Consider the following 21,744-nt stretch of genomic DNA (forward strand, 5'->3'; position numbering starts at 1 on the left):
CTCCGCGGTCAGGGTGTCAGCACCTGCTGCAGCAGCGCGCCGTAGCGGGTCACCAGCTCACGGGGGTCGGTGGCGAGCAGCGCCTCGTCGCCGACCACCCAGAGCGCGTACAGCAGGCCGCCCACCACCGCCGCTGCCAGCCGGGCCCGCAGGTCGGCGTCCGGCCCGGTCAGCCGCGCCCGCACCGGCCCGACGAACGTCCGCTCGTGGATCTCCACCAGCCGGGCCTTGATCTGCGCCTCGTTGCTGCCGCGCACCAGCGCCAGATAGACCCCGCGGATGTCGTCGTCGGCGAGCAGCACCTCGACGAACCGCTCCCCGAACCGCTCCAGCGGCACGTCCAGCAGCGGCTCGTCGTCGATGCTCAGGTGCATCGTCTCCAGGAACAGCAGCTCCTTGGTGCCGAAATGCCGGATCACCAGGGCCGGATTGCTGCGGGCCAGCGCGGCGATGTCCCGCACCGAGGTGCGCGCGAAGCCCCGCTCCCGGAACAGCCGGGTGGCCGCGCTGCGGATCTCCTCGCGCGTCGCTTCCCCGGTCCGCCTGGTCACGCCCAAATCGTAGGCGCACCCGTTTCCGCCGGTCCGGGGCGGCTCCTAGCCCCAGGGGGCCAATCCCGGGGCCGGAGAAGCCGGATTCCCTCGAACGAGGAAGACGCCCGTCCGTCTCGTGCTCAGCTAGCCGGAGTCATGGCATTCGCACGAGAAAGGTATGACATGCGCAAGGCGACACGAGGCCTGACCATCGCCGGGCTCGGGCTGCTGGCCGGTGCGACATTCGGGGCGGGTTCCGCCCAGGCCGCACCGCTCAATCCGCCTCCGGACGGCGCCGGCACCGCCGTCACCCAGAACGACACCGTCGTCGGTCAGTACGACACACAGGCGGCATGCGAGACGATCAGCAGCCTTGGCGCCAGCCTCGGGCTCTGGGACCGGCACGGTTGCGCGAGCGCCTTCCAGGGCGTGCGCCGGGTCTTCGTTCTCTACGCCGAATTCGACAGCCAGACGCCGGTGCAGCCCGCGATGCCGGGTGAGCCGGCTACGCCCGGTGGCCCGGCCGCGCCCGGTGGTCCGGCTACGCCCGGTGGCCCCGCGGCGCCGGATCAGCCGGATACGCCGGTCACCGGACCTGGCACTCCGCCGGCCGCCACGCCCGGAACGGACGACACGGCCGCACCCGCGCCCACGGACACGGATGCCGGCACTGCCGCGCCGGGCACCGCTGGACCGGGGACCGCGCCGGGCGCCGCTGGTCCGGGCACCGCTGGACCGGGCACCGCTGGACCGGGGACTGCTGGTCCGGATGCAACCGCGCCGGGCGCTGCTGGGCCCGGCACCGCAGGTCCGGACGCTGCGGCTGACGCCGCGACTGCCGCGACCGACGGCGTGACCGACGCCAACAACACCGACGCCACCACCAACACGACCGACACCAACACTGCTGACGCCGACGCCACTGTGGACGCCGCTAACACCGCCGACGCCGCTTCCGCTGCCGACGCCACCGCGGACACCACAAACACCGCCGACGCCAACACCAACACCGCGGACGCCACCAACACTGCGGACGCCACCAACACAGCGGACGCCACTGCGAACACCGCGGACGCCGCCAACACTGCGGACGCCGCCAACACTGCGGACGCCGCCAACACTGCGGACGCCGCTGCCACCGACGCGGGTGCGGGCGACGCCGCCACCGCCACGACCGACACCGGCAACACCGCCGCGGGCGACGCCACCAGCGCCGCCGCGACCGATGCGACAACTCCGACGCCCTGATCCGGCGTTCCGGGCGGCGGCCGGGATGATCCCCGGCCGCCGACCCTCGGATCAGCCGCCGGCCATCGCCCCCACGATCAGGAACGGCTCCTCACCCTTCGCCACCCGGTCGGGCAGCGCGGCGTCCGGCGACTCGTTGGACAGGTCCTCCTCGCAGGCGAAGAAACGCACCAGCGGCCGCCGCTGACCGGTACGCCGGTCCCGCATCGTGCCGCGCAGCATCGGGAACCGCTCCTCCACCGCGTCGAGCACCTGCCGCTGGGTGACCTCACCGTCCACCTCGACCTGCACCTCCCCGCTCACCTGGGCCAGGGTGCGCAGATGGGGCGGCAGCACCACCCGGATCACGGCAGCACCTGGACTTCCACCGAGCAGACCGGCGGCAGGTCACGGACGATCGCCTGCCAGGTGTCGCCGCTGTCCGCGGACGCGTACACCTGGCCGCCGCTGGTGCCGAAGTAGATGCCGCACGAGTCGAGGGTGTCCACCGCCATCGCGTCACGCAGCACGTTGACGTAGCAGTTCTCCTGCGGCAGCCCCACGGTCAGCGGCTCCCACTCCTCGCCACCGGTCCGGCTGCGGTAGACACGCAGCTTGCCGTCCATCACGTAGTGCAGCGAGTCGCTCGTGATCGGCACGACGTAGAGCGTCTCCGGCTCGTGCGCGTGCACCGCGATCGGGAACCCGAAGTCGGTCGGCAGGTTCCCACTGATCTCCCGCCAGTTGTCGCCGGCGTCGTCGGTGCGCATGACGTCCCAGTGTTTCTGCATGAACAGCGTCTCCGGCCGGGACGGGTGCATGGCGATCCGGTGCACACAGTGGCCGACCTCGGCGCCCTGCTCGGCGATCCCCTCGGACACCAGGCCCCGGTTGATCGGCTGCCAGCTCACGCCGCCGTCGTCGCTGCGGAACGCGCCGGCCGCCGAGATCGCCACGAAGATCCGGTCCGGGTTCACCGGGTCCAGGATGATCGTGTGCAGGCACATGCCGCCCGCGCCGGGCTGCCATTTGGGCGCCGACGGGTGCGTGCGCAGCCCGGTCAGCTCGACCCATTTCTGGCCGCCGTCGGTCGACTTGTAGAGCGCCGCGTCCTCCGCGCCCGCGTAGACCGTGTCCGGATCGGTCCGGGACGGCTCCAGGTGCCAGATCCGCTTGAACTCCCAGGGACGCGGGGTCCCGTCATACCAAAGGTGATCGCCGACCTCGCCGGCGTAGACGAAGTCGTGGTCCACCTGGCTCCACGTCTTGCCGCCGTCGTCGGACCGCTGGATCAGCTGGCCGAACCAGCCGCCGGACTGCGACGCGTACAACCGATTCGGGTCGGCCGGCGAGCCGTTCATGTGGTAGATCTCCCAGCCGCTGAAGTGCGGGCCGTCGACCTTCCACTCCTGGCGCCGTTCGTCCGAGGTAAGGATGAATGCGCCCTTGCGGGTGCCGACCAGCAACCGAACTCCGCTCATCTCCACTCCCTCCGTTGCCGTATGGACGCATCATCGTCCATTTCGGCGTACGGGTGGGGGCTAGGACGAATGTTCGACCGGACGGGTCAGCCCTGCAGCGCCCGGGCCATCTCCGCCTGCTCGGCGAGCACGTCGTTCATCCGGGCCTGGACGCTGTCCATCTTGCCGATCGTCTCGCTGGTGGTGTGGATGCCGGCGGCGACCGTCTCGGCGCTGGCCTGAATGCCGGCGATCTGGTCGGCGACCTTCTGGGTGGCCTCGGCGGTCTCCCGGGCGAGTTCCTTCACCTCACCGGCCACCACCGCGAAGCCCTTGCCGCTCTCCCCGGCCCGCGCGGCCTCGATGGTGGCGTTGAGCGCGAGCAGGTTGGTCTGCTCGGCGATCGACTCGATGATCTTGATGACGTTCCCGATCGCGGCCGACGCCTGTCCCAGCGCGGCCACCTCGGCGGTCATCGCCGACGCCCGGTCCACCGCCTGCTCGGCGACCGAGGTCGCGTCGCCGCTGGCGCTGCGCAGCCGTTCGACGGTGTCCAGCAGCGCCCGGGCGTTGGCGGTGGCCCGCTCGGCGCCGCGCATCACGTCGAGCCGCTGGGAGACCAGCTGCTGCACGTTGCGCAGGGCGGCGGCCCGGGACTCGGACAGGTCGATGTACTCGGTGGTGAAGAAGTCCATGGTGCCGACGATCCGGTCGCCGCTCATGATCGGGAAGCAGACACCGGAGCGGACACCGGCCCGCTGTGCCGCCGGCGCCCGGACGCAGTCGGTCAGCTCGGCCAGGTCGCGGACGAAGACCAGGTCCTTGGCGCGCCACGCCCGCCCGGACAGGCCGACGCCCTCGGCGAAGGTCGCGGCGAGCGTGACCCGGCGGAACTCGTCGCCGGCCGAGCCGGACTCCAGCTGGAACTTCAGCACGCTGTCGTCCGGGTCGACCTCCCAGTACGAGCCGTACGCCCAGCCGAAGGCGGTCCGCACACTGTCCAGGGCGCTGCGGATCGCGGCCTGACTGTCGGGTGCGCTGCCCAGCCTGGTGACGACCGTGGTCACCGCCGTACGATCGTCGGCCACCTGCCGCAGCTCGGCCGCGGCGACCGCGCTGGCGCGGGCCCGCTCGGCGATCCGGGCGATGGAGGCGAACTTCTCCCGCCGCGCCGCGTCCAGGTGCAGCGGGTGCGCCGAGTAGTACTCCAGGACGGCGTGCACCTCGGCGCCCTTGGTCACCGGCAGCACCACCGCGCTGACCATGCCGGCCTGCTGCGCCGCCTGGCAGCGCCGGCAGTCCCCGCACTCGGCCGGCGACTCGACGTAGACCGCGGCGCGCGAGCGGTACGCCCTGCCGACCAGCCCGCCGTCGCCCACCGGGCCGGCGCCGGGTGTCACCGCCTTCAGCTGTGCGGTGATCCGGCCGGTCTCGTGCATCAGGTGCAGCCTGCCGTCCGGCTGCGGCAGCCAGACCGCGCCGTAGCCGAAGCCGTACGACTCGACCGTGCTGGCGACCGTGATCCGCCATGCCGTGCTCTCGTCGATCGCCGATTCCAGGGCGAGCACCAGCTGTTCCAGCGCCTCCACGTCGCGGGGCGTGGGGCGGGTGACCTCCGGGCTCGCCGGCCGGGAACCGAACAACCGCACGCTGATCTCCTTGTCGCCACGCCAGCCGAGCGCCGGACAACAGACATATCGGTCCGGGAGCGCGAGAACTAAGGGCGGAAGCGGTACCCCATGCCCGGTTCGGTGAGCAGGTGACGCGGGCGGGCCGGGTCGTCCTCCAGCTTGCGCCGCAGCCGGGCCATGTACTGCCGCAGATAGTTGGTCTCGGTCCGGTACTGCGGGCCCCACACGTCGTGCAGCAGCTCCCGCTGGGTGATCAGCTTGCCGGGGTGGCGCAGCAGATGCTCCAGCAGCTGCCACTCGGTCGGGGTGAGGCGGACGTCGCCGGAGATCGAGCGTTCCGCCAGGTCGACGGTGTGCGCGCCGATCCGGGCCACCGGCATCGGGTCGCCGGGCTGCCGGCCGCGGCGGGTGACCGCCCGGATCCGGGCGAGCAGTTCGTCGACGCCGAACGGCTTGGTGACGTAGTCGTCCGCGCCGGCGTCCAGGGCGGCCACCTTGTCGGCGCTGCCGGCCCGCCCGGAGAGCACGATGACCGGCACGTCGGTCCAGCCGCGCAGCCCGCCGATCACCTCGGCGCCCTCCATGTCGGGCAGGCCGAGGTCGAGCACCACCAGGTCGGGGTGGTGGTGGGCGGCGAGGTGCAGCGCGGAGGCGCCGTCGCGGGCGGTGTCCACCTCGTACCCGTGGGCCTTCAGGTTGATCCGCAACGCCCGGACGATCTGCGAGTCGTCGTCCACGACCAGGACGCGGGTCATGCCGGGCCCGCCGTGGGCAGCGCGAGGATCATGGTGAGGCCGCCTCCGGGGGTCTCGTCGGGGGTGAGCGTGCCACCCATCGCCTCGGTCAGGCCGCGCGACAGCGCCAGGCCCAGCCCCACCCCGGTGTGGTTGTCGCGGTCCCCGAGCCGCTGGAACGGCAGGAACACATCGTCCCACTTCTCGGCCGGGATGCCCGGACCGTGGTCGATGACCCGCAGCTCGACGGTGTCGCCGTGACTGCTGCCGGTGACCAGCGGCGGCCGGTCCGGCGGGCTGTAGCGCAGCGCGTTCGCGATCAGGTTGACCAGCACCCGTTCCAGCAGGCCCGGGTCGGCACGCAGCATCGGCAGGTCGTCCGGCACGCGCAGCACGACCCGCCGGCCCGGCGGGCCGAGATCTTCCAGAGCCATCGGTACGACGTCCTCCGCGCCCACGTCGATCGAGGTGACGCCGAGCGCACCGGACTGCAGCCGGCTCATGTCCAGCAGGTTCGCCACCAGCCGGTCCAGCCGGTCGAGCGACTCGTCCGCGGTGGCGAGCAGCTCCTCACGATCCTGGTCGTCGAAGCTCACCTCGGTGCTGCGCAGCCCGGCGACCGCGGCCTTGGCGGAGGCGAGCGGCGTACGCAGGTCGTGGCTGACCGCCGCCAGCAGCGCGGTCCGCAGCCTGTTCGCCTCGGCCAGCGGCCGGGCGGTGGCGGCCTCGGCGGCGAGCCGTTCCTGGCGCAGCGCGACCGCCGCCTGCGCCGCGAACGCCTCCACCACCCGCCGGCCGGACGCCTCCAGGGTGCGGCCGCGCAGGAGCATCCGCAGCCGGTCGCCGGCCTGCACGGTGACGTCGGCGGTGTCCGGCGCCAGACCGGGCCGGCCCACCTCGGCGACGGTCTCGCCCTCCTCCAGCAGCGCCACCGACTCCAGCGCGAACGTCTCGCGGAGCCGGTCGAGCAGGGCGATCAGCGGCCGTTCACCGCGCAGCACGCCGCCCGCCACGGCGGCCAGGGTCTGCGCCTCGGCCGAGGCCTCGGCGGCCTGCCGGGTCCGCCGGGCGGCGGTGTCGACGACCCAGCTGACCGCGACCGCCACCACGATGAAGATGGCCAGGGCCAGCAGGTTCTGTCCCTGCGCGATGGCGAACCGCCCGTACGGCGGGGTGAAGAACCAGTTGAGCAGCAGTGACCCGCCGATCGCCGCGAACAGCGCCGGCCACAGCCCGCCGACCAGGGCGACACCGACCACGGTGGCCAGGAAGAGCAGGATGTTGTTGATCAGCGACGGCTCCGGCAGGACCAGCAGGACCGCGGTCAGCAGCGGCAGCCCGGCCAGCGCCAGGCCGAACCCGGCGATCCGGCGCCCGCGCGACAGCGCGGCCGGCACCCGGTCGGTACGCCGTCCGCGCCCCGCCCGCTCATGACTGACCAGGTGCACGTCGATCGAGCCGGAGAGCATCGTGGTGGCCGTGCCGACCCCGGCGCTGAACAGCCGGGCGAGCCGCCCCCGGCTGGAGACGCCGAGCACGATCTGGGTGGCGTTGACCCCGCGGGCGAACTCCAGCAGCGCCCGCGGCACGTCGGTCCCGGACACCTGGTGGTACGACCCGCCCAGGCTCTCCGTCAGCACCCGCTGCCGGGCCAGCACCGCCGGGTCGGCCCCGGCCAGCCCGTCGCTGCGGGTCACGTGCACGGCCAGCAGGTCGGCGCCCCGGCTGCGGGCGGCGATCCGGCCGGCCCGGCGGATCAGCGTCTCCCCCTCGGCGCCGCCGCTGAGCGCGACCACAACCCGTTCCCGGGTCTCCCAGGTGGCGTCGATGTCGTGGTCGGCGCGGTACCGGTCGAGCTGCTCCTCCACCTGGTCGGCGAGCCAGAGCAGGGCGAGCTCGCGCAGCGCGGTGAGGTTGCCGGCCCGGAACCAGTTGCCGAGCGCGGCGTCGATCCGCTCCGGCCGGTAGACGTTGCCGTGCGCCATCCGCCGGCGCAGCGCCTCCGGGGTCATGTCGACGAGTTCGACCTGTTCGGCGGCGCGAACCACGGCGTCCGGCACGGTCTCCCGCTGCTCGACGCCGGTGATCCGGGCGACCACGTCGTTGAGCGACTCCAGGTGCTGGACGTTGACCGTGGTCAGCACGCTGATCCCGGCGTCGAGCAGGGCGTGCACGTCCTGCCAGCGCTTGTCGTTGCGGGACCCGGGCACGTTGCTGTGCGCCAGCTCGTCGGCGACGGCGAGCTGCGGCCGCCGGGCCAGCACGGCGTCCAGGTCCATCTCGGTGAAAGCCGTGTCGCGGTGCGTCAGCGTGCGGCGCGGCACCACCTCCAGGTCGCCGATCAGGGCGGCGGTGTGCTTGCGGCCGTGCGTCTCCACCAGCGCGATCACCACGTCGGTGCCGCGCCCGGCACGCCGGTGCGCCTCCTCGAGCATCGCGTAGGTCTTGCCGACGCCCGGCGCCGCACCGAGGTAGATCCGCAGTTCACCGCGCGCCACAGTCAGCTCTCCCGGTCCAGCGCCTCGTTCAGGGCGAGCACGTTCACCACCGGCTCCCCCAGGAAGCCCAGCGCCCGTCCACCGGAATTCTCCTCGACCAGATGGCGCACCCGCGCCACGGTGAGACCACGCTCACGGGCGATCCGCGGCACCTGCAGCCGGGCGTACGCCGGGCTGATGTGCGGATCGAGCCCGCTGCCGCTGGCGGTGACCGCATCGGCCGGCACCGCCGGCGTCGCCGGCGCGTCGCCGCGGATCGGCGTGATCACCCCGCCGGAGATCGCGGCCGGGCCGGCCTCGACCGGGACCCCCTCGTAGGTGGCGACGAACGCCGGCCCGTTGACCGCGACCGCGCGGGTGACCGGCCCGGTGAGGCCGTCGCGGCGGAACACCTCCAGCACCGCGCCGACGCCGCCGGCGGTGCAGTAGGGGCGCCGGCCGTCGACACCCTCCCGCTCGCCGACCGCCAGGCTGCGGGCGCAGACCCGGGTGAGCAGGCTCTGCCGGTCCGGGGTGTCCACGACGTCCTCCGGGCCGAGGTTGCTCGCGCCGGTCGCCGCGGGATCGTAATCGGACACCGAGGGCCGGCTCTGGAAATAGCGGGGGTCCTCGCCGAAGGACTGCCCGATCAGCCGGGGGTCGGCGGCGAGGGCCGGCAGCCGGCCGGCCGCCACGAACGCGAGCGGATAGGCGAGGCCGAGCAGGGCGGTGAGGAGCAGCAGCGCGCGCAGCGCCGCGAGGTGCCTTCGCATGACGATCAGATCCCGGGGACGAGCTGGACGAACAGGTCGATGAGCTTGATGCCGGCGAACGGCGCGACGACGCCGCCGAGGCCGTAGACGAGCAGGTTGCGGCGCAGCAGGGCGCTCGCCGACGACGGTCGGTAGCGCACGCCGCGCAGGGCGAGCGGGATCAGCGCCACGATCACCAGCGCGTTGAAGACGACCGCGGACAGGATCGCCGAGCCCGGCGAGTGCAGCCGCATGACGTTCAGCGCGTCCAGGCCCGGGTAGAGCCCGGTGAAGATAGCCGGGATGATCGCGAAGTACTTGGCGACGTCATTGGCGATCGAGAATGTCGTCAACGCTCCCCGGGTGATCAGAAGCTGCTTGCCGATCTCCACGATCTCGATCAGCTTCGTCGGGTCCGAGTCGAGGTCGACCATGTTGCCGGCCTCCTTCGCCGCCGACGTCCCGGTGTTCATCGCCACCCCGACGTCGGCCTGGGCGAGGGCGGGCGCGTCGTTCGTACCGTCGCCGGTCATCGCGACCAGCCGCCCGCCCCGCTGTTCCCGCCGGATAAGGGCGAGTTTGTCCTCCGGGGTGGCCTCGGCGAGGTAGTCGTCGACGCCGGCTTCGGCGGCGATCGCCGCCGCCGTGCGCGGGTTGTCCCCCGTGATCATCACAGTGCGGATGCCCATCCGCCGCATCTCGCCGAACCGCTCGCGCAGGCCGGGCTTGACCACGTCCTTCAGGTGGATAACCCCGAGGATCCGATCGTTCTCGGCCACCACCAGCGGCGTCCCACCGGCTCGGCTGATCTCGTCGACAATCTCGTCGACCTCGGCGCTCTCGGCGCCGGCCCACCGGACGACGGCCTTCGCCGCGCCCTTGCGGATCCGGCGCTCCCCGGCCACCCGCCCCTGACCGGACTGCGGGCCGGGCGCCAGGTCGATCCCGCTCATCCGGGTCTGCGCGCTGAACGGCACCGGCACGCCACCGTCCGCCGGCGCCGGCCCGCTGCCGGCGAGCGCCACGATCGAGCGCCCTTCGGGCGTCTCGTCGGCCAGGCTCGCCAGTCGCGCGGCCTCGGCGAGCTCTTCCCGATCAACCCCCTTGACCGGTACGAAGGCAGCCGCGTGCCGGTTGCCCAGGGTGATGGTGCCGGTCTTGTCGAGCAGCAGCGTGCTCACGTCGCCGGCCGCCTCCACCGCCCGTCCGCTCAGGGCGAGCACGTTGCGCTGCACGAGGCGGTCCATGCCGGCGATGCCGATCGCCGACAGGAGCGCCCCGATGGTGGTCGGAATCAGACAGACCAGCAGCGACACCAGCACGATCCCGGTGATCCCGTCCGCGTCGATCGCCGCGCTGTCCGGCGCCGCCACCTGATAGGCCTTCGAGAAGATCGCGAGCGGCTGCAGCGTCACCACGGCCAGCAGGAAGATGATCGTGAGAGCGGCGAGCAGGATGTTCAGCGCGATCTCGTTCGGTGTCTTCTGCCGGTTCGCGCCCTCGACCAGGGCGATCATCCGGTCGACGAAGCTCTCCCCCGGCCGCTGGGTGATCCGCACGACGATCCGGTCGCTGAGCACCCGCGTCCCGCCGGTGACCGCCGACCGGTCGCCGCCGGACTCCCGGATCACCGGCGCCGACTCGCCGGTGATCGCCGACTCGTCGACGCTGGCGATGCCCTCGATCACGTCACCGTCGCCCGGGATGGTCTGGCCGGCCTCGACCACCACGACGTCCCCCTGCCGGAGGTCGGCGGCCGCGACCCGCCGCCCGTCGGCCAGGAACGCGACGGTGTCCCGTTTCGCCGCCCGCAGGGTGGCCGCCTGCGCCCTGCCGCGGCCCTCGGCCACCGCCTCGGCCAGGTTGGCGAAGACGACGGTCAGCCACAGCCAGGCCGTGATCAGCCAGGACAGCGGGCTCGGGTCGGCGATCGACAGCACGGTGGTGAAGGCCGCGCCGACCTCGACGACGAACATCACCGGGTTGCGCCACAGGGTGCGCGGGTCCAGCTTGCGCAGCGCGTTCGGCAGCGCGCGTGGTTCCAGGAGCCGGGGCCGTACCGGTTCGGCCACGGGCCGGGGGCTGTCCAGCAGGGCGGTCACGAGAGTCCCTCCGCGAGAGGTCCGAGAGCGAGGGCGGGCAGGAAGGTGAGGGCGACCAGCACGACGGTGACGCCGGCGACCATGCCGACGAACAGTGGCTGGTGGGTGGGGAGCGTGCCGGCCGACGCGGGCACCGGCCGCTGCCCGGCGAACGAGCCGGCCAGCGCCAGGACCAGGATCAGCGGCAGGAAGCGGCCGAGCAGCATGGCCAGGCCGAGCGCGGTGTTCCACCACGGGGTGTTCACGGTGATCCCGGCGAACGCCGAACCGTTGTTGTTGCCGGCGCTGGTGAAGGCGTAGAGCACCTCGGAGAGGCCGTGCGGGCCGGTGTTGAGCGCGGTGCCGTGGTTGCCGGTGGCGAACGCCAGCGCGGTGCCGGTCAGCACGACGATCGGGGTGACCAGGAAGTACAGCGACGCCAGCTGGATCTGCCGGGTGCCGATCCGCTTGCCCAGATACTCCGGGGTGCGACCGACCATCAGCCCGGCCACGAAGACCGTGATCACGGCGAGGATCAGCATGCCGTACAGGCCGGAACCGGCCCCGCCCGGAGCGACCTCGCCGAGCATCATGTTGACCAGCGGCATCATCCCGCCCAGCGCGGTGTACGAGTCGTGGAACGAGTTCACCGCCCCGGTCGAGGTCAGTGTGGTGGCCGCGGCGAAGACGGCCGAGTTCGGCACCCCGAAGCGGGTCTCCTTGCCCTCCATGGCCGCGCCGACGGCCTGCGGGACCGTGCCGGCGCCGTGCGTCTCGAACGCCACGGTCAGCGCGACGCTGCCGAGCGCCAGCAGCGCCATCACCGCCACGATCGCGTAGCCCTGACGGTTCTGCCCGACCATCCGGCCGAAGACCCGCGGCAGGCTGAACGGGATCAGCAGGATCAGGAACACCTGCAGCCAGTTCGTCCAGGCGGTCGGGTTCTCGTACGGATGGGCCGAATTGGCGTTGAAGAAGCCGCCGCCGTTCGTGCCCAGCAGTTTGATCGCCTCCTGCGAGGCCACCGGTCCGGCGGTGAGGTCCTGCACCGCTCCCGCGGCCATGAAGACCAGCGTGGCCAGCGCGCTCACCGGCAGCAGGACGCGCAGCGTGACCCGGGTCAGGTCGACCCAGAAGTTGCCCAGCTCCGCCCCACCGGTGCTCGCGAACCCGCGCATCAGGGCCACCGCGACCGCGATGCCGACGCTCGCCGACACGAAGTTCTGCACCGCCAGGCCGGCCATCTGCGCCAGGTGGCCCAGCGTCGACTCACCCGAGTACGCCTGCCAGTTCGTGTTGGTCACGAAGCTGACCGCGGTGTTCCAGGCGAGGTGGCTCTCCACGGCCGGAAGCCCGAGCGAGAGCCAAAGCCGGTCCTGCAGCCGCAGGAACGCGTAGAGGAACAGCACCGACACGACCGAGAAGGCCAGCACCGACCGGGCGTAGACCCCCCAGGTCTGCCCCGCGCCGGCGTCCACGCCGACGAGCCGGTAGATGCCGCGCTCCACCGCGTGGTGCCGGGTGCCGGTGACCACCCGGTGGATGTGATCGCCGAACGGCCGGTACACCGCCACCAGCGCGGCGGCCAGCGTCAGCACGAAGAGCCAGCCGGCCATCAGAACTTCTCCGGGAACAGCAGGGCGGCCACCAGCAGGGCGCCCAGCGCGACGGCCAGCACCAGGCCGGCCAGGTTGACGGCGCTCATCAGCGTTCGGCCGCCTTCACCAGCACGGTGAACGCCGCGAACAGCGTCACCGTGAGCACGACGAACACGAGATCAGCCACGGGTGACTCCTCCATCGAGATCTTTCGGGTACACCCGAGCCAATCTCGATGCCCGCCCGCCGCCTACGGCTGTTCACACCACGCAGACGCAAGCCGCGTGTTTGTTAACGCCCTGTTGACGTGAAGCGGCCCCGGGGAGATCCCCGGGGCCGCGTCAGTCAGGCGAAGGGTCAGACCGGAACGTCCTCGGCGGGCCGCTCGGCGAGCGGGCGCAGCCGCAACTTGGTGATGGCCCGGCCGGTGATCTCCACCACCTCGGCGGTGTGCCCGTCGATGGCGACCGTCTCACCCGGCGCCGTCGGGATGTGGCCCAGGCGGGCCAGCACCAGGCCGGCGACCGTGGTGTAGTCGCCCGCGTCGATCTCCTCGATGTCGACGCCGATGTCCGGCAGGTCGTGGATCGGGAAGGTGCCGGGCAGCAGCATCGCGCCGTCGTCCTCGCGGACCACCGACTGCACGTCGCGGTCGGTCTCGTCGTAGATCTCGCCGACGACCTCCTCGACCAGGTCCTCCATGGTGACGATGCCGTCGATGGCGCCGCGCTCGTCCACCACCAGGGCGAACTGCTGGCGCTGGAGCCGCAGCTGGCGCATCGCGTCGGAGACCTTCAGCGTCTCCGGCAGGAACAGCGGGGTGAACATGTGGTCGCTGACCGGGCCGGTGGCGCCGATCAGGTCACGCAGGTGCACCACGCCGAGCACGTCGTCCAGGCCCATCGGGCCGGTGACCGGGGCCCGCGAGTGCCCGCCGGCGACCAGCCGGTCGAGAGCCTCGGGCGCCGGGGTGTCGGCCGGCAGGACGAGCACGTCACGGCGGGGCACCAGGATCTCCCGCAGGATGCGGTCGGCGATCTCGAAAGCGCCGGAGATGATGGTGCGCTGCTCGGCGGTGATGTCCTGCTGCTGCGCGACCATGTCGCGGATCTCCTCGGTGCTGACCTCCTCGCGGCCCGCGTCGGGGTCGCCACCGGTCAGGCGCACCACCAGGTCGGTGGACTTGCCGAGCAGCCAGACCACCGGCCGCGACAGCGTGGCGAGCACGTCGAGCGGACGGGCGACCAGCAGCGCCCACCCCTCGGCGCGCTGCATGGCGATCCGCTTCGGCGCCAGCTCACCGACGACGAGCGTGAAGAAGGTCAGGACGATGGTGATCAGCAGGATCGCCACCGGCTCGGCGGCCGTGCCGAGCAGGCCGCTCAACGGCTCGATCAGCGGCTGCGCGAGCGTGGTGGCCGCGGCAGCCGAGGCCAGGAATCCGGCCAGGGTGATACCGATCTGAATGGTGGCCAGGAACCGGTTCGGGTCCCGGGCCAGCTTGGCGAGCGTCCGGCCGGTGCGGGACTGCCGCTCCAGACGTTGCAGCTGGCTCTCGCGGAGCGAGATCAGTGCCATCTCGCTTCCGGAAAAAGCCGCGTTGAGCAGCACAAGCACTACGACGAGGACAACTTGCCACCCGTATCCGCCCACGGCGGAAATCAACTCCTTCGCTGACAGAGATGCGAAGTTCCCAGCCTACCCAGGAAAGCTGTGAGCCATTCCCAGGTAGGCCGATGTCGATCTGCGTCACATGCTGGCGGCGGCGGTGACCCGGGCGGCGGCGTCCCGGCCGGCGCGGTAGCCGAAGACCATCGCCGGGGCGATCGTCGAGCCCGGGCCCGGGTAGGTACGGCCCATCACCGAGGCGGTGGTGTTGCCGGCCGCGTACAGGCCGGTGATCGGCGTCCCGTCGGCGCCGACCGCGCGGCCCTCGGCGTCGGTGAGCAGGCCGCCCTTGGTGCCCAGGTCGCCGGGGACCAGCTGGACCGCGGTGAACGGGCCCTTCTCCAGGGTGCCGAGGTTCGGGTTCGGCTTGACGCTCGGGTCGCCGTAGTAGTTGTCGTAGACCGTGCGGCCCCGGCCGAAGTCCTCGTCGACGCCGCTGCGGGCGAAGCCGTTGAACCGGTCGACGGTGGCGCGCAGCCGGGCGGGTTCCATGCCGAGCTCGGCGGCCAGACCCTCGATCGTGTCGGCGGAGCGCACGATGCCCGCCTCGCGCAGCTTCCTGGTGCCCTGCAGGAACGCGTTGAACAGGTAACGCCGGCGGTGCCGCACGTCCAGGATCAGCCAGGACGGGATCGCCGGGACGGTCTTGTCGCGTTCCAGGATGGCGTGCCCGAAGTCGATGTAGCTGGCCGACTCGTTGGTGAACCGCTCGCCCGAGGAGTCGACCACGATGCTGTACGGCATCGACCGCTCGGAGAGCACGAACTGGTGGTGGTCACCGCCGGGCAGCGGCACCGAGGCGCCCCACCAGGCGTCGTCCATCAGCTCCAGCCGGGCGCCGGCCTCCTCGGCGATCCGGATCGGGTCGCCCAGGTCGCCCTCGGCCGCCGAGCTGTAGCCCGGTACGCCGTGGTGCTGCTCGCGCCACGCGGTGTTGTGCGCGAACCCGCCCCCACCGAGGATCACGCCGCCGCGTGCCCGGATCCGGAGGGTGGCGCCCTCCGCGGTCCGCACCGTCGCGCCGGTCACCGCGCCGCTCTCGTCGGTGATCAGCCCGGTCAGCGGGGTGTTCAGCAGGATCTCGGCGCCCTGCCGCACCAGGATGGTGAGCAGGCTGGCGGTCAGCGCCGAACCGAGCCCGAACAGCCGCTTGCCGCGGACCAGCCCGAAGATGGTCCGGAACACGAAGCGGGCGCCGCGGACGAAGCCGTCCGGGGTGGACCACGCTCGCGACAGCAGCCAGACGTCGTCGGTCTTCAGCGGGGCGGGCAGGCTGTCCCGGCCGCGGAACGTCGCGTACCAGTCGCCGAGCTTGCGGGTGTCGAACGGCTCGACCTCGATGCCGCGCCCGACCATGCCGCCGGGCCGGTCCGGGTAGTAGTCGGGGTAGTCCTTCGACGCGGTCCACCGCACGCCGAGGCGCTCCAGCAGCGTGTACACCTCGGGGACGGTCTCCACGAAGGCGCGCCGCCGCTCCGGCGAGCTGGCCGGCCCGGCGTCGCCGATCGCCGCCTCGAGGTAGGTGAGGGCCTTCTCCACCGAGTCCTCACCGCCGTGTTTCGCGATCAGCGGGTTGGTGGGCATCCACAACCCGCCGCCGCTGAGCGCCGTGGTGCCGCCCCATTTGCCGGTGCTCTCCACCACGAGGACGCCGGCTCCGGCGTCGGCGGCCGCGATCGCGGCGGTCATGCCGGCTCCGCCGGTGCCCACCACCAGCACGTCCACGTCGCGATCCCATATCTCAGTCATGTCGCCTCCCCTAGCCGCTCGGCTATGCGGGAAGGTAGCCGATCGGCTACCCGGCAACAAGATCTCGGTACGATCCGACGGTGAACGGGAGCGCACGGGACCGGGTTCTGTCGGCCGCACTGGAACTCTTCGCCGAGCACGGCGTCAGCGGCACGTCGCTCCAGATGATCGCGGACCGCCTGGGGGTCACCAAGGCGGCCGTCTATCACCAGTTCCCGACCAAGGAGGAGATCGTCCTCGCGGTCGTCGACCCGGCGCTGGCCCGGCTGGAACCACTCGCCGAGGCGGCGGAGGCGAGACGTACGCCGGCCGCCCGCCGCCGGGCCGCGCTGACCGGCGTCGTCGACCTGGTGGTGGAGTACCGCCGGCTCTCCGCGGTGCTCAGCTTCGACCCGGTGGTGAGCCGCCTGGTCCGGCAGCATCCGGCGATGGCCTCGATCCAGCGTGTCGTCGCGCTGCTCACCGGCCCGTCGCCGGACGACGCCACCCGGGTGGACGTGGCGGTGGTGGCCGGCGGCCTGATCCTGGCCGGCACCGAGGACACCCTCGCCGATCTGGACGACGACACCCTGCGCGGGCACCTGCTGACGACGGCCGCGCGGACCTTACGGCTCCGGATGGTCTGACTGCGTGAGGTTCCGGTGCGCTGCGCGCCCGAACCTCACCCGCTCTCGGCCTCCAGGATGAAGTGGGAGCCGCCGGTGGGTGCGGGCTCGTGCCGGACCTCGCCGTGGTTGGCCCGGGCCAGGCTGCGCACGATGTAGAGGCCCAGGCCGGTGCCGCGGACCGTGCCGGCGTCGCGTTCGGCCCGGGTGAGCCGGTCGAACAGGTGCGGGCGGAACTCGGCGGGCACGCCGGGGCCGCGGTCCTCCACCCGCAGCAGGACCCGCGAGGCGCCCCGCTCGATGCGAATCGCGGTGGCGCCACCCGCGTACTTGTCGGCGTTGGACAGCAGGTTCACCAGGATCTGCTGGAGGTGGGCGGGGTGGAAGAGCACCCGGGCGTCGCCGCCGAGCACCGCCAGCCGGCTGTTCCCGGTGCTCTCCAGCAGCCGTTCGACCTCGTCGCGCAGCGAGAGCTCCTGGCGTACCGCGCTGAGGTTGCCGGCGTCGATGCTGACCATCGCGAGCACCTCGCGCACGATGTCGTCGAGCCGCTGGGCCTGCCGGCCGATCACCGCGACCGCGCGGCCGTTCGGGGTCTGCTCGGGCAGGTCGGCGGCGAGCAGGTCGCTGTAGCCGAGGATCGCCGACAGCGGGTTGCTGATCTCGTGCCCGAGCATGCCGATGATGTCGAGCTTGAGCTGGTTGGCCGCCTCCAGTGCGGTGTTGCGCTCGGTGAGCGCGTCCGCGGCCTGGTCGCGGGCGCGTTCGGCGGCGCGGCGCGCGGAGACGTCGGTGAGCACGATGATCAGGTGCTGCGGCCGGCCGTCGGCGTCGCGCACCAGGGAGACCGTGGCCTCGACGTCCACCCAGTGCCCGCCGGCGTGCCGCACCCGCGTCTCGTGCAGGTAGGAGTCGGCCTCCCCGGCGAACAGCCTGGCGATCTGGTGGTGGGCGTGCCGGATGTCGTCGATGTCGAGCAGTTCATGGTCGAGCTTGCGGCCGGCCAGTTCCTCGGGCCGACGGCCGATCATCGCCGCGAAGGCGTCGTTGACCGCGATCAGCGTGCCGTCCAGACCATGGATGATCTGACCGGCCGCGGAGTGGGTGAACTGGGCCCGGAAACGCCGCTCGTTCAGCGCGAGAGCCTGCTCGGCGGCACGGGCCGCGGTCACATCCGTGTTGATCTCCAGGACCTGGATCTCGCCGGTCCCGTCGCCGCCCGGCTCGGGCTGGTAGACGACCTGCCGGCAGAGCACCGTGACGGTGCGTCCGGTCGAGGTGAGCCGCTGCAGCTGGCCCTCCCAGTGCCCGTCCCGCTCCAGTGCCCGGCCCTGCTCGGCCAGCGAGCTCTCGTCGACGAACGAGGTGCCCAGCAGCCGGTGCGTGACCGTGCCGCGGGCGGCTTCCAGGGTCCATCCGTACAGCTCCTGGGCGCCGGCGTTCCACCATCGGATGCGGCCGTCCAGCGTACGGATGATGACCGCGGCCGGGATGAGCTCCAGCAGCTTGGCCTGCTGATGCAGGCGCGCGTCCGCCGCGCGCTGCGCGGTGACGTCCTCGACCTGGACCACCGCGTAGGACGGCTCGCCGTCCCCGGCACGCACCACGGCCACCCGGACCGACACCCAGATGGTGCGCCCGTCCTTGTGCAGGTACCGCTTCTCGGCACGGATCGCGTCCCGGCCCTCGGTGAGCATGCCGCGCAGCGCCTCGGTGGTCGCGGCGGCGTCCTCCGGGTGCTGAAGGTCCGCGAAGCTCATCCGGGTGAGCTCCTCGGCGGTGTATCCGGTGATCGCGCACATCGCCGGGTTGACCTGCAGATAGCGGCCGAACGAGGCCGGGTCGACGCTGGCCAGGATGAGGCCGAGCGGCGAGTTCTCGAAGGTCAGGCGGAAGCGGGTCTCGCTGGCCTCCAGCGCCCGCAGGGCGCGGGCGCGCTGCGCGTAGTCGTCGGCGTGCATCAGCGCCGACGTGAGGCTGCCGGAGAGCAGTTCGAGCTGGTGGGCGTCGGCGGCGTCGAACGCGTCCGGCACGCCGCCGGACACCTTGAGCACGCCGATCGGCTCGTCGCCACGGTAGAGCGGCGCGATGCACATCGACCGGGCGCCGACCAGCCGGCACAGCTCCCGGTTGACCCGCGGGTCGGTCGCGGTGTCGGCGCAGCGCACGGCGGCCCGCTCGGCGATGGCGACGCCACTGAGCGAGCCGGCCGCCGGGATCCGCAGGCCGGCGTGCGGCGTCAGGGAGCCGGCGGTGGCCGAGTAGACCAGCGAGTCGCCGTCGAGCAGTTCGACCACCGCGCCGTCGGCGGCCGGGAACCCGGCCACCGCCTGTTCGGCGATCACGCGCAGGGCCAGGTCACGGTCGTACGCGACGGCGGTGACCGCGCGCTGCGCCTCGATGGTGGCCAGCAGCGCCCGGGTCTGCCGGGCGGCCTGCTCGGCTGCGGCCCGCCGCTCGGCGGTGTCCCGCAGGAAGGCGTAGAACTGCCGCTCGCCGTGCACCCACGAGGGCCAGATGGTCAGCTCGATCTCGACGCGGTGACCGTCACGGTGCAGCGCCGGCAGGATGACCGGGCGGCCGACCACGGTGGGCTGCCCGGTGGAGAGGTAACGCGCCATCCCGGCGGTGTGCGCGGCGCGCAACTCCTCCGGGATCAGGGTCTCGGTGAGTGAGCGGCCGATGATCTCGGCGGAGGTGAAGCCCAGCAACTGTTCCGCGGCCGGGTTCCAGACCGTCACCACGCCGGATTCGTCGATCGAGACGAACCCGGTGGGACCGGTCGACACCACCTGGCGCAAACGCTCGAGTTCCGCCCGTTCCGACGCGCTGAGCGCACCGACCTCCGCTGACTGCACCGTCACCCCCCTCGTTCCCGGCACTCGAGGCGATCGGCAGTCCGCGCGGAAACCTGAGGGTCAGTCCGGCGGGCCGGCCCGGAACACCCCGTCGAGCATCAGGTCGACCGCCCGATCGGCGGCCGCCCGGGCCGCCGCCACGTCCTCGGTGGCCTCGGCGACGCCCTGCACCATCGCGAACAGCAGCGCCAGGTCGGCGGGGACCAGGTCGTCCCGGACGTAACCGTGCTCGCGGGCCCGGTTGAGCGGCATCGTGAACGCGGCGATCAGCCGCCGCCGGTACCGCTCCTGCACGCCCGTCTCCAGCCGGCGCACCAGGCTGACCAGGCCGCGCACCGCGATCTGGTGGTGCAGCACCTCGCACAGCAGGCCGCGGAACTCGGCCGGGTGGGCGTGCGCGGCGGCGCGCGCGTCGAGCAGGTCGAGCTGGTAGGTGATCACGGCCGAGATCAGGGCGTGCCGGTCGGCGAAATGCCGGTACAGGGTGGCCTGGCCGACGCCGGCCCGGCGGGCGATCTCCGGCATCAGGGCGACCACGTCGCCGGTGGCCAGCACCTCGCTCGCGGCCTCGAGGATGGCCGCACGGTTGCGCTGGGCGTCTCGGCGACGCGCGGTCGGGGCCCCGTAGAGCAACTGACACCCCCTAGTTACCGACAAGTCACGTTACTAGCCGGTAACGAGAATGTCACCATCTTCAAATTCTCGGAACCGCTTCCTACGCTGCCGCCAACGACGCGTCGCCACACCCACATCCCCGTCCCACCAAGGAGTGCGCATGGCGCCTCGCCGTTGGTTTTCCCTGCTCGCTGCCCTGCTGCTGGCGGCGACCACCCTGATCGGCACCGCCGGGCCGGCGCAGGCCGCCGTGGCCACCACCGGATTCAGAGCCGTCGACATCACCGGCGGCGACGGCGTGATACTCAAGGCCAACGTGATCGCCCCGGCCGCCGCCGGCCGGCACCCGGCCGTCGTCCTGCCGTCGAGCTGGGGCCTCAACGACCTGGAATACCTGGCCCAGGCCAGGATCCTCGCCGGGCGCGGGTACGTGGTCGTCTCCTACACACCCCGCGGGTGGTGGCTCTCCGGCGGCGAGATCGACACGGCCGGGCCGAAGGACATGGCCGACCTCTCCAAGGTGCTGGACTGGACCATCGCGAACACCGCGGCCGACCCGGCCCGGATCGGGGCGGCGGGCATCTCGTACGGGGCCGGGATCAGCCTGCTCGGCTCGGCCTTCGACGCGCGGATCCGCGCTGTCGGCGTGCTCAGCGGCTGGACCGACCTGGTCTACTCGCTCTACGCCGACTCGACCCGGCACCGCCAGTCCGCCGGCCTGCTGGAGCTGGCCGCGCAGATCGTCGGCAAGCCGAGCGCGGACCTCACCGACAAGATGGCCGACTTCAACGCCAACCGGGACGTCGCCGAGGTGATGGCCTGGGCGAAGGTGCGCTCGGCGGCCACCTACCTCGACGCCATCAACGCCAACCGGCCGGCCGTGCTGATCGCCAACGGCTGGGGCGACACCTTCTTCCCGCCGAACCAGCTGGTCGACTTCTACGGCAGGCTGACCACCCCGAAGCGCCTGGAACTGCGCCCCGGTGACCACGCGATCGCCGAGCTCACCGGCGTGCTGGGCCTGCCCAACGACGTCTGGACCAGCCTGTACGCCTGGCTCGACCAGCACCTCAAGGGCAACGGGACCACCGGCCAGCCGGTCCAGGTGAAGCCGCTCAACGCCGGCACCGAGGCGTACCCGGACTGGGCCGCGCTGACCGGCGACAACCGCCGCTACGGCCTCGGCCGGATCCGCGTCCTGGACGGCACCGGCCTGCTCGGCGGCAACCCGAGCAGCGGCTGGACCAAGACGCTGCCCACCGACCGGGACACCGTCGCGAACGGGGGCGTCGTACTGATCACCAACGGGGCGGCGGCGATCACCGGGGAGCAGCCGGAGATCTGGCTGCCGTTCGTGGACCGCGGCAGGGCCGGCGTCTGGGCGGCCGAGCGGCCGTCCACCGCGCAGCGGATCCGCGGCTCGGCGAAGCTGCACCTGGAGCTGTCCGGCACCGCGTCGCAGGGCACTGTGGTGGCCTACCTCTACGACCTGGACGCGGTCGGCAACGCCAAGCTGATCACCCACGCGCCGGCCAGCTGGCTCAGCGGCGGCAGCTCACGCAGCGTCGACCTGAAGCTGCCGGCCACCGCGTACGACCTGCCGGCCGGGCACTCGCTGACCCTGGTGATCGACACCGTGGACCCGCTCTACTACGACGAGAACGCCTCCGGTGACTCGATCACCGTGGGTGGCGGATCCTACCTGGACGTGCCCGTCGGCTGACCCATAGAGATCGACGAGTTCCGATATGGTGGC

General features: G+C 72.3%; 18 protein-coding genes. 4 read left to right on the forward strand and 14 right to left on the reverse strand.

What is annotated here, in order from left to right; all coding sequences use genetic code 11:
- Nucleotides 1-8: 8 nt before the first annotated feature.
- A complete protein-coding gene (locus AB0F81_RS12680; RefSeq protein WP_360195385.1) occupies nt 9-551 on the reverse strand; it encodes a TetR family transcriptional regulator in 543 nt (180 codons plus the stop codon).
- Nucleotides 552-1,194: 643 nt separating this feature from the next.
- Here AB0F81_RS12680 and AB0F81_RS12685 point away from each other — a divergent pair.
- Together AB0F81_RS12685 and AB0F81_RS12690 are read left to right on the forward strand one after the other, a co-directional pair.
- The gene (locus AB0F81_RS12685; RefSeq protein ID WP_360195388.1) at nt 1,195-1,389 is read left to right on the forward strand and encodes a hypothetical protein; all 195 of its coding nucleotides are present in this window, start codon (nt 1,195-1,197) and stop codon (nt 1,387-1,389) included.
- Nucleotides 1,386-1,781, forward strand: coding sequence for a hypothetical protein (locus AB0F81_RS12690; RefSeq protein WP_360195391.1), 396 nt, complete (start codon nt 1,386-1,388; stop codon nt 1,779-1,781). Before AB0F81_RS12685 ends, AB0F81_RS12690 begins: the two co-directional genes overlap by 4 nt.
- Nucleotides 1,782-1,832: 51 nt before the next feature.
- Here the strand turns inward: AB0F81_RS12690 and AB0F81_RS12695 are convergent, their stop codons facing one another.
- From AB0F81_RS12695 to AB0F81_RS12745, 11 genes are all read right to left on the reverse strand, one after another.
- Nucleotides 1,833-2,129 carry a MoaD/ThiS family protein gene (locus AB0F81_RS12695; protein WP_360195394.1) on the reverse strand — a complete coding sequence of 99 codons (297 nt, stop codon included), beginning with the start codon at nt 2,127-2,129 and terminating at the stop codon, nt 1,833-1,835.
- Nucleotides 2,126-3,241, reverse strand: a complete 1,116-nt coding sequence (locus AB0F81_RS12700) for an exo-alpha-sialidase (RefSeq protein ID WP_360195397.1) — start codon at nt 3,239-3,241, stop codon at nt 2,126-2,128. The genes AB0F81_RS12695 and AB0F81_RS12700 overlap by 4 nt, the downstream gene beginning before the upstream one ends.
- Before the next feature lie 86 nt (nt 3,242-3,327).
- Nucleotides 3,328-4,869 (reverse strand): GAF domain-containing protein, encoded by a 1,542-nt coding sequence (locus tag AB0F81_RS12705; protein ID WP_360195400.1) that lies wholly within the window; start codon nt 4,867-4,869, stop codon nt 3,328-3,330.
- Between the two features lie 68 nt (nt 4,870-4,937).
- Nucleotides 4,938-5,606, reverse strand: coding sequence for a response regulator (locus AB0F81_RS12710; RefSeq protein ID WP_360195403.1), 669 nt, complete (start codon nt 5,604-5,606; stop codon nt 4,938-4,940).
- On the reverse strand, nt 5,603-8,083 hold the full coding sequence (locus AB0F81_RS12715; RefSeq protein ID WP_360195406.1) for a DUF4118 domain-containing protein: 2,481 nt from the start codon (nt 8,081-8,083) through the stop codon (nt 5,603-5,605). Before AB0F81_RS12715 ends, AB0F81_RS12710 begins: the two co-directional genes overlap by 4 nt.
- A gap of 2 nt (nt 8,084-8,085) precedes the next feature.
- Nucleotides 8,086-8,835 carry a potassium-transporting ATPase subunit C gene (locus AB0F81_RS12720; protein WP_360195409.1) on the reverse strand — a complete coding sequence of 250 codons (750 nt, stop codon included), beginning with the start codon at nt 8,833-8,835 and terminating at the stop codon, nt 8,086-8,088.
- A gap of 5 nt (nt 8,836-8,840) precedes the next feature.
- Nucleotides 8,841-10,907, reverse strand: a complete 2,067-nt coding sequence (gene kdpB, locus AB0F81_RS12725) for a potassium-transporting ATPase subunit KdpB (RefSeq protein WP_360195466.1) — start codon at nt 10,905-10,907, stop codon at nt 8,841-8,843.
- Nucleotides 10,908-10,912: 5 nt separating this feature from the next.
- A complete protein-coding gene (gene kdpA, locus AB0F81_RS12730; protein ID WP_360195412.1) occupies nt 10,913-12,511 on the reverse strand; it encodes a potassium-transporting ATPase subunit KdpA in 1,599 nt (532 codons plus the stop codon).
- Nucleotides 12,511-12,600: a potassium-transporting ATPase subunit F gene (locus AB0F81_RS12735; RefSeq protein ID WP_360195415.1), complete on the reverse strand. Its 90-nt coding sequence runs from the start codon at nt 12,598-12,600 to the stop codon at nt 12,511-12,513. Before AB0F81_RS12735 ends, kdpA begins: the two co-directional genes overlap by 1 nt.
- A gap of 250 nt (nt 12,601-12,850) precedes the next feature.
- The gene (locus tag AB0F81_RS12740; RefSeq protein ID WP_360195418.1) at nt 12,851-14,146 is read right to left on the reverse strand and encodes a hemolysin family protein; all 1,296 of its coding nucleotides are present in this window, start codon (nt 14,144-14,146) and stop codon (nt 12,851-12,853) included.
- A 96-nt stretch (nt 14,147-14,242) separates the two neighbouring features.
- Nucleotides 14,243-15,910: an FAD-binding protein gene (locus AB0F81_RS12745; RefSeq protein WP_360195421.1), complete on the reverse strand. Its 1,668-nt coding sequence runs from the start codon at nt 15,908-15,910 to the stop codon at nt 14,243-14,245.
- Between the two features lie 80 nt (nt 15,911-15,990).
- On the opposite strand from AB0F81_RS12745, the gene AB0F81_RS12750 reads away from it, so the two are divergent.
- Complete coding sequence (locus AB0F81_RS12750; protein ID WP_360195424.1) at nt 15,991-16,536, forward strand: helix-turn-helix domain-containing protein; 546 nt, start codon at nt 15,991-15,993, stop codon at nt 16,534-16,536.
- Nucleotides 16,537-16,571: 35 nt separating this feature from the next.
- On the opposite strand, the gene AB0F81_RS12755 is transcribed toward AB0F81_RS12750, so the two are convergent.
- Together AB0F81_RS12755 and AB0F81_RS12760 are read right to left on the reverse strand one after the other, a co-directional pair.
- Nucleotides 16,572-19,379, reverse strand: coding sequence for a PAS domain S-box protein (locus AB0F81_RS12755; RefSeq protein WP_360195427.1), 2,808 nt, complete (start codon nt 19,377-19,379; stop codon nt 16,572-16,574).
- A gap of 54 nt (nt 19,380-19,433) precedes the next feature.
- Complete coding sequence (locus AB0F81_RS12760) at nt 19,434-20,006, reverse strand: helix-turn-helix domain-containing protein (RefSeq protein ID WP_360195430.1); 573 nt, start codon at nt 20,004-20,006, stop codon at nt 19,434-19,436.
- A 142-nt stretch (nt 20,007-20,148) separates the two neighbouring features.
- On the opposite strand from AB0F81_RS12760, the gene AB0F81_RS12765 reads away from it, so the two are divergent.
- The gene (locus AB0F81_RS12765) at nt 20,149-21,711 is read left to right on the forward strand and encodes a CocE/NonD family hydrolase (protein WP_360195433.1); all 1,563 of its coding nucleotides are present in this window, start codon (nt 20,149-20,151) and stop codon (nt 21,709-21,711) included.
- The last annotated feature ends 33 nt before the right edge of the window (nt 21,712-21,744 follow it).

Origin of the sequence: Actinoplanes sp. NPDC024001 (genome assembly GCF_040638955.1) — a bacterium.
In the GTDB taxonomy this organism is placed as follows: domain Bacteria; phylum Actinomycetota; class Actinomycetes; order Mycobacteriales; family Micromonosporaceae; genus Actinoplanes.

Bases quoted from the DNA above. Each gene is read 5' to 3' on its own strand.
- AB0F81_RS12685 (WP_360195388.1), top strand. From the start codon at position 1,195: ATGCCGGCACTGCCGCGCCGGGCACCGCTGGACCGGGGACCGCGCCGG.
- AB0F81_RS12700 (WP_360195397.1), bottom strand. From the start codon at position 3,241: ATGAGCGGAGTTCGGTTGCTGGTCGGCACCCGCAAGGGCGCATTCATC.
- AB0F81_RS12710 (WP_360195403.1), bottom strand. From the start codon at position 5,606: ATGACCCGCGTCCTGGTCGTGGACGACGACTCGCAGATCGTCCGGGCG.
- AB0F81_RS12720 (WP_360195409.1), bottom strand. From the start codon at position 8,835: ATGCGAAGGCACCTCGCGGCGCTGCGCGCGCTGCTGCTCCTCACCGCC.
- kdpA (WP_360195412.1), bottom strand. From the start codon at position 12,511: ATGGCCGGCTGGCTCTTCGTGCTGACGCTGGCCGCCGCGCTGGTGGCG.
- AB0F81_RS12735 (WP_360195415.1), bottom strand. From the start codon at position 12,600: ATGAGCGCCGTCAACCTGGCCGGCCTGGTGCTGGCCGTCGCGCTGGGC.
- AB0F81_RS12745 (WP_360195421.1), bottom strand. From the start codon at position 15,910: ATGACTGAGATATGGGATCGCGACGTGGACGTGCTGGTGGTGGGCACC.
- AB0F81_RS12765 (WP_360195433.1), top strand. From the start codon at position 20,149: ATGGCGCCTCGCCGTTGGTTTTCCCTGCTCGCTGCCCTGCTGCTGGCG.